Below are 6519 nucleotides of genomic sequence, written 5' to 3' on the forward strand. Positions count from 1 at the left end.
GTGCAGTGTGGTTTTTTGCGGTGCATGCCGGATAAGCGCTTGCTGATGACGACGCATCTGGTATTACCAGATTGGGGAAACCATTCGATCCGCCATAAGAGCGGGCGCTCCCCAAGGGAGGGATTCGTGCCGCAGGGTGATCGCCATGCCGGCGTGGCCTCGGCCATGCCCGGTCGCTCGGGGCCTGGCGGCGCATCGCGCCGGGGTGCCCGCTGATGGCGCCGGCGCTGCGGCTCGACGGCGTGTCGAAGCGCTACGGGGCGGTCCGCGCCCTCGACCGCCTGAGCTTCGCCGTGCCGGAGGGGCGCTTCTTCGTGCTGTTCGGGCCGAGCGCGGTCGGCAAGACCACGGCGCTGCGCACCATCGCCGGGCTGGTGGTGCCCGATGCCGGGCGCCTGGAGATGTTCGGCGCCGACGTGACGCGCGCCGCCATCGCCTCGCGCGGTGTGTCGATGGTGTTCCAGTCCTTCGCGCTCTATCCGCACCTCACGGTCTACGAAAACTTCGCCTATCCCCTGCGCGAGATGAAGGTGGCGCGGGACGAGATCGACCGGCGCGTCCGGGAGACCGCGGCGATGCTGCGGCTGTCGCACCGGCTCGACCGCAAGCCCGGCACGCTGTCGGGCGGCGAGCAGCAGCGCGTGGCGCTCGGGCGCTCGCTGATCCGCCGGCCCAGGATCCTGCTGCTCGACGAGCCGCTGACCAATCTGGACGCCAAGCTGCGCCAGGAGATGCGCACCGAGCTCAAGCGCCTGCATGCCCAGTTCGGCATGACCATCGTCTATGCCACGCCCGACGAGCTCGAGGCCCTGTCGATGGGCGAGGAGATCGCCGTCCTGCGCGAGGGCGCCGTCGTGCAGCGCGGCACGCCGGACGCGCTCTACGAGGCGCCCCGCGACCTCTATGTCGCCAGCAAGATCGGCTCGCCGACCATCAACCTCGTCGAGGCGGTGGTGCGCCGGGGCGGCGAGGGCGTCGAGACCCCGTTCGGCGCCCTTGCGCTCAGGACCAGCGCCGCCCATGCCGGCGAGCGGGCAGTCCTCGGCATCCGGCCCAGCGACCTGCGCCCGGCGGGCCCCGACGAGGCCGCCCTGCCGGCCAGCGTCCGCCTCATCGAGCCGCTCGGCGACGTCACCGTCGTCTCCTTCGCGCTCGCGGGCGAGGCCGGCCCGATCCTCAAGGTCGTGCTGCCGGAGGCACGGGCGCTCGGCATGAAGCCGGGCGATGCCGTGCCGCTCGTCCTCGACCCCGGCAAGATCCACCTCTTCCACGCCGGCACCGGCCTCGCGATCCGCGAGCCGGCGCCGGCGTGAAGGAAAGAGCAAGACGAAACGTCTGGAGGAGGAAACGCCCATGTTCTGCCGCAAGACCCTGACGGCCCTCGCGACGGTGGTGAGCCTCGGTGCCGCGATTCGCCCCGCCGGCGCCGAGGAGGTGACGCTGCGCATGGCGGTGCCGGACTGGCCGCCGACGCGCATCATGAAGGACCTGTTCGACAAGCAGTACAAGGCGCCGTCGGGCAACACGGTGAAGCTCGACGTCGACTTCATCCCCTGGCCGGACTATTACACCCGCCTCAACGCCTCGCTCACCTCGGGCGAGAAGAAATACAACATGGCGGTGTCGGACAGCCAATGGCTCGGCGCCTTCATCGAGGGCGGCTACTACCTCAAGATCAACAAGTTCGTCGACGCCGATCCCGGCCTGCAGGCTGTGTTCAAGGACCTGCACCCGGCGGTCAAGGCTTCCTATTCGACCTATCCCTACAAGTCCGACAATCTCTACGGCTTCCCGCAGATGCCGGACCTGGTGGTCGCCTATTACCGCAAGGACATCCTCTGCGACGAGACGGAGCAGAAGGCCTTCCAGGCCAAGTACAACGAGAAGTTGCCCTGCACGCCGGAAGAGATGGACGCCATCGACTGGGATATGTTCGGCAAGATCGGCGAGTTCTTCCAGCGCAAGAAGGGCGACATGCTGGCCGGCAAGCCGGCCGATGACGACTTCTACGGCGTGGAGTTCCAGGTCGGCAAGGGCTACGACTTCTTCACCACCTCGGTCTACGAGTTCCTGTGGCAGCACGGCGGCGACATCTGGGACGAGACCAAGCAGCCCGACGCCCATGCGCTGGGCGTGGTCAACTCGCCGGTGGCGGTGAAGGCCTTCGAGCACCTGCTCTCCTTCGTCAAGTACATGCCGCCCGAGGCCAAGACCGGCAATCTCGACATCTTCAAGACCGACGAGCTGTTCCGCGCCGGCAAGGTGGCGGTCAACCTGGAATGGATCGGCTTTGCCGAAAGCTCGATCAATCCGCAGACCTCGAAGGTGGCGGACAAGATCGCCTTCGCCCAGCTCCCGGGCCTCAAGACCGACAAGGGGCTGGTGAAATGGTCGGTGATCGGCGGCCAGCCCTTCGTGCTGATGACCTGGAACACCGACCTGCAGACCAAGGAGGCGCTCGACTTCTGCAAGTGGTGGCTGTCGAAGGACACGCAGATCGCCTACGCCAAGGCCGGCGGCCAGAGCGCCCTGAAATCGGTCTACACCGATCCGTCCTATCTGACCTTCCGCCCCTGGAACCGCACCTGGGCGGCCAGCCTCGACTGGCAGAAGGACTTCTGGCACATCCCGGAATTCTTCGAGCTGCTGACCCAGCAGCAGGAGGAATACACCAAGGCGATCACCGGCCAGCAGGACGCCCAGCAGACGCTGGATAACATCGCCAACTTCCAGGAAAAGACGCTCAAGGACGCCGACCGCATCAAGTAGCGGCGCGAAGCCGGCTGCCGCGCCATCGCCGGCGCGGCAGCCGGGAATCCGGCCCCGGATCGCCTCCGAGCCCGCCCGCGGCCTGCCCCAGGACTTCGAGATGACCCTCGCCCCGCCCCTTCCCAGGCCGTCCCTCCTGCGGCGCCTCGCCGAGCCGCGCTGGAACAACTGGCCGGCCGCGCTGGCGCTGTTCCTGATCGGCGCGCCGCTGGCGATCACCCTCCTGCCGCCGGCGGTGTCGTTCTGGGCGGCCGGCGCGCTCGCGGCGCTGCTGTGCGCGACGCTGGTGGTCCATGCCTGGGGGCGCCACACCGGCGGCCTCCTGGTGGCGCCGGCGATCGCCCTGCTCGTCCTGATGAACGTCTTCCCGCTGCTGTGGTCGTTCGGGCTGACCTTCTTCTCCTATCGCACCAACCGCGCCCGGCCGCCGAGCTGGGTCGGGCTGGAGAACTACGCCAAGGTCCTCACCGACGCCGAGGTCTGGGACCGGCTGCACAACACCGTGATCATGGTGATCCTGACCGTGACCACGCAGATGGTGGTGGGCTTCCTGCTCGCGCTCCTGTTCGCCAAGCAGTTCCCGCTCCGGCGCGTGCTCCTGATCCTGGTGCTGACGCCGATGATGCTGTCCTTCGTCGCGGTCGGCGCCTTCTTCCGCTATTACTACGATCCGACCTTCGGGCTGGTCTCGCAGGCGGTGCGCCTGTTCACCGGCGAGCCCTTCATCCTGATGCAGACGATCTGGGGCGCGCGCGCCGGCATCGTCTTCGCCGATGCCTGGATGTGGTCGCCCTTCGTCATGCTGCTGGTGCTGGCTGGCCTGGTCAGCGTGCCGAAATATCTCTACGAGGCCGCGGCCATCGACCGGGCCTCGCGCTGGCGGCAGTTCTGGTCGATCACCTTCCCCTATATCCGCGGCCTGCTGCTGCTGGCGCTGCTGTTCCGCACCATCGAGGCGTTCAAGCTGTTCGACCTGGTGTTCCTGCTCACCCAGGGCGGCCCCGGCACGGCGACGGAGACCATCGCCCTGCGGGTCTATCGGATCGCCTTCGAGAACAACAAGACGAGCGACGCGGCGGCGCTGGCCTATATCCTGCTCTTCACCGTCATCGTGCTCACCAACCTCTATCTCTATTTCGCGCGCCAGCGCGTCGAGGAGGCGTGACGCCATGGCCGAGGCCGCCAATCCCGTTCCAGCCCCCGCCGTGCCGCTCGCCGAGCGCCTGGGCCTGCGCCGCCCCTCCGGCATCGGGGAGGCGGGTTGGGGCCGCACGGCCGGGGCGGCGCTGGTCAGCCTGATCTACTTCTTCCCCGTGCTGTGGATCATCCTGACCGCCTTCAAGTCCTACAACGACGCCCTGGCGGTGCCGGCGAAGATCCTGTTCACGCCGACCTTGGAAAACTTCGTCGGCGTGTTCAGCCGGGCCTATTCGGTCGGCGCCGCGACGCAGGACACCGGCTTCACCCTCTATTTCTTCAACTCGATCTTCATCGCCGGGGCGAGCGTCATCCTGGCGCTGATCATCGGCACGCTCGCCGCCTTCGGCTTCTCGCGCTATCCGCTCAAGGGCAACGACACCTATCTCTTCATGATCCTGACCACGCGCATGCTGCCGGCGATCGTGGTGATCATCCCGATCTTCGTGATGTTCCGCGTCACGGGCCTGGCCGGCACGTATCTGGGCATCATCCTGCTCTACACCGTGTTCAACCTGCCCTTCACCATCTGGATGATGAAGAGCTTCTTCGACGAGCTCTCGCTCGACGTCGAGGATGCGGCGCGGCTCGACGGCTCCTCCGACGTCAAGGTGTTCTTCAAGATCTGCCTGCCGCAGGTGATGGCGGGCCTGGCCGCCACGGCGGTGTTCGGCCTGATCCTGACCTGGAACGAGTTCCTGTTCTCGCTGCTGCTCTCGGGCGTGGAGACCCGCACCGTGCCGGTCGCCATGGCCCAGACCATCGGCGGCGACATCGGCGTGCGCTGGGGCCTCCTGGCGGCGATCGAGACGCTGTTCCTCATCCCCGTCATCGCCGTCACCTTCGCGCTGCAGAACCACCTGCTGCGCGGCGTCACCTTCGGCACGATCAAGCGCTGAGCCCGGCATGTCGACCATCGAACTCAAGCGGATCACCAAGCGCTTCGGCAGCTTCATGGCGGTGCGCGACGTCGACCTCTCCGTCGCCGCCGGCGAGGTGGTGTGCCTGCTCGGGCCCTCCGGCTGCGGCAAGACCACGACCCTGCGCATGATCGCCGGGCTCGAGGCGCTCACCGCAGGCGAGGTGATGATCGCCGGACGCACCATGAACGGCCTGCCGCCGGACAAGCGCGACATCGCCATGGTGTTCCAGTTCTACGCGCTCTATCCCGCCCTGACCGTGGCGCAGAATCTCGCCTTCCCCCTGCATGTCGAGCGGCTGCCGGCGGCGGAGCTGAAGCGGCGGATCGACCGGGCGGCCGCCATCCTGCACCTCGACGGCGTGCTCGACCGGCTGCCCGGCCAGATCGCCGAGGGCGAGAAGCAGCGCGTCGCCGTCGCCCGGGCGATCATCCGCACGCCGAACTGCTTCCTGTTCGACGAGCCGCTGTCGCGCCTCGACGTCGAGCTGCGCCAGTCGATGCGCGGCCAGATCAAGGAAGTGCTGCAGGGCCTGACCAAGGCGACCGTCATCGTCACCCACGACCAGCTGGAGGCGCTGACCATGGCCGACCGCGTCGCCATCATGCGCGACGGCGTCATCGAGCAGATCGGCTCGCCGCACGAGGTCTTCGCCCGGCCGGTCAACACCTTCGTCGCCGGCTTCATCGGCACGCCGCAGATGAACCTGATCGCGGCGGAGCTGCGCGGCGTCGAGGGCGGCCGCGCCACCCTCGGCCTCGGCCCGGACAGCATCCGCCTCGAGGTCGATCCGGCCGCCGCGCGCCTCCCGGCGGCACGGACGACGATCGGGATCAGGCCCCGCGCCCTCGCCCCGGTCGATGCCGCCGCCGCCGACACCTTCCTCGCCAAGGCCGAGCTGATCGAGCCGATGGGCGCGGAGACGCTGGTGCATGCCCGCGGCCCGACCGGCCAAGACCTCAGGGTGGTGCTGCCGCGCCAGCGCCGCGTTACGGTCGGCGAGACGCTGCACCTGCGCTGCGATCCGCGCCAGACCCACATCTTCGACGAAGCCGGCAAGGCGGTCCGATCATGAACCAGGCCCTCGACCAGCAGAAGGCGACGCCGAGAGCCGGCATGCAGGAGGCGAGGCAGGGTGCCATGCCGGCGACGCTGCCGCAGGCCGCGTCGCCGGCGCCGGCCGCCGCCCGGGGCATGTCGGCGGGCGCGGCGCGGCGGCTGGAATACGCCATCATCGGCCTCGGCCTGCTGGCGCTGGCGCTGATCTTCCAGCCCTTCGCCCTCGGCCTGTTCTCGGTCGGCTGCGGCCTGGTGGTGCTGGCGGGCCTCGTCAACAACCTCCTGCCGCTCGCGCGGCCCGGCGTGCCCGTGCGCACGGTGGTCAAGGTGGCCCTGATCGTGGCGGTGATCTTCGTGATCGTCACCGCCCTGTCGATCGGCTCGGCCTGGCTCTACGGCGTCTATGTCGAGGCGCAGCGGGCGGCGCAGGGATAGGGGCCGATCCCTCGGACGCCGCGCGAAAACCTTCTCCACGCAGCGGCTGTTTGATTCACACATCGCAGCAATCGAGCGATCTATTCTGGATGGGCGTGTTACTCCCATGACCTGCGTGGGATGGCGTTGTGTGGCATCC

At 68.2% G+C, this 6519-nt stretch carries 6 protein-coding genes; all 6 read left to right on the forward strand.

Going from position 1 to position 6519, the window contains the following annotated elements:
• The first annotated feature begins 215 nt into the window (after positions 1–215).
• The 6 genes from QO011_RS41395 to QO011_RS41420 all read left to right on the forward strand — a co-directional run bounded on the left by QO011_RS41395 (position 216) and on the right by QO011_RS41420 (position 6380).
• Positions 216–1313 carry an ABC transporter ATP-binding protein gene (locus QO011_RS41395; protein ID WP_307286290.1) on the forward strand — a complete coding sequence of 366 codons (1098 nt, stop codon included), beginning with the start codon at positions 216–218 and terminating at the stop codon, positions 1311–1313.
• A gap of 40 nt (positions 1314–1353) precedes the next feature.
• Positions 1354–2769, forward strand: a complete 1416-nt coding sequence (locus tag QO011_RS41400) for an ABC transporter substrate-binding protein (RefSeq protein WP_307286292.1) — start codon at positions 1354–1356, stop codon at positions 2767–2769.
• A gap of 100 nt (positions 2770–2869) precedes the next feature.
• The gene (locus QO011_RS41405) at positions 2870–3934 is read left to right on the forward strand and encodes a carbohydrate ABC transporter permease (protein WP_307286294.1); all 1065 of its coding nucleotides are present in this window, start codon (positions 2870–2872) and stop codon (positions 3932–3934) included.
• Positions 3935–3938: 4 nt separating this feature from the next.
• Complete coding sequence (locus QO011_RS41410; protein WP_307286296.1) at positions 3939–4865, forward strand: carbohydrate ABC transporter permease; 927 nt, start codon at positions 3939–3941, stop codon at positions 4863–4865.
• A 7-nt stretch (positions 4866–4872) separates the two neighbouring features.
• Positions 4873–5961: an ABC transporter ATP-binding protein gene (locus QO011_RS41415; RefSeq protein WP_307286298.1), complete on the forward strand. Its 1089-nt coding sequence runs from the start codon at positions 4873–4875 to the stop codon at positions 5959–5961.
• Positions 5958–6380, forward strand: a complete 423-nt coding sequence (locus tag QO011_RS41420; protein ID WP_307286301.1) for a hypothetical protein — start codon at positions 5958–5960, stop codon at positions 6378–6380. Before QO011_RS41415 ends, QO011_RS41420 begins: the two co-directional genes overlap by 4 nt.
• Positions 6381–6519 lie beyond the last annotated feature (139 nt).

Origin of the sequence: Labrys wisconsinensis, assembly GCF_030814995.1 — a bacterium.
In the GTDB taxonomy this organism is placed as follows: Bacteria; Pseudomonadota; Alphaproteobacteria; order Rhizobiales; family Labraceae; genus Labrys; species Labrys wisconsinensis.

Coding starts and splice junctions, on each gene's coding strand:
- QO011_RS41395 (WP_307286290.1), top strand. CDS start 216: ATGGCGCCGGCGCTGCGGCTCGACGGCGTGTCGAAGCGCTACGGGGCG.
- QO011_RS41400 (WP_307286292.1), top strand. CDS start 1,354: ATGTTCTGCCGCAAGACCCTGACGGCCCTCGCGACGGTGGTGAGCCTC.
- QO011_RS41405 (WP_307286294.1), top strand. CDS start 2,870: ATGACCCTCGCCCCGCCCCTTCCCAGGCCGTCCCTCCTGCGGCGCCTC.
- QO011_RS41410 (WP_307286296.1), top strand. CDS start 3,939: ATGGCCGAGGCCGCCAATCCCGTTCCAGCCCCCGCCGTGCCGCTCGCC.
- QO011_RS41415 (WP_307286298.1), top strand. CDS start 4,873: ATGTCGACCATCGAACTCAAGCGGATCACCAAGCGCTTCGGCAGCTTC.
- QO011_RS41420 (WP_307286301.1), top strand. CDS start 5,958: ATGAACCAGGCCCTCGACCAGCAGAAGGCGACGCCGAGAGCCGGCATG.